Below are 554 nucleotides of genomic sequence, written 5' to 3'. Positions count from 1 at the left end.
TTACATTAACACCCGAAATAACGGCTTTATATTTCAGTTGCCGTTTAAATTCATGGAATCCCATATCGGATATCGCTTTGGCCAGTTTTCTGTTTTTCAACATTCCACAGACGTTCAGGTCTTCAATCACGATGACGGAAAACTTTCGGACCAACTTTGAAGTGAGCTTATGAAGCGTATCGTGGCGGATACATGATATCCGGTAATGTAATCGAGCTATTTTTCGTTTTAGCTTTTCTCGATTTTTAGAACCTTTTTGTGCCCGTGAAAACGCCTGTTGAAGTCTTCGCAGTTTTTTTTGCAACTTTTTATAAGGCTTAGCGCCTTCGATCATTTCGCCATTGGAAAATGTCGCCAGATTCTTAATGCCGAGGTCTACACCGGCAACTGCTTGGTTTTCGCATGTTGCCGGAGTAATATCCATTTGGACACAGATACTGACAAACCACTTATCCGCTGTTCGAGAGACTGTTGCATTCAGTATTTTTCCAAAATTACAAAAGGTTTCCTTCAACCTTACCCACCCAAGTTTTGGAACGTGTATTCGGTCTTCC

1 protein-coding gene is annotated in these 554 nt (G+C 41.3%); it reads right to left on the bottom strand.

All coding sequences use genetic code 11. The annotated features are described in order from the left end of the window. The coding region (locus tag HXW94_RS18905) for an RNA-guided endonuclease InsQ/TnpB family protein (protein ID WP_178368427.1) at positions 1 to 514 on the bottom strand (514 nt) is incomplete at its 3' end. Positions 515 to 554 lie beyond the last annotated feature (40 nt).

This window comes from Desulfobacter latus (assembly GCF_013389365.1).
GTDB lineage: Bacteria > Desulfobacterota > Desulfobacteria > Desulfobacterales > Desulfobacteraceae > Desulfobacter > Desulfobacter latus.
Note: the sequence above shows the minus strand (reverse complement) of the source record. Positions and strands in the feature narration are given on the sequence as shown.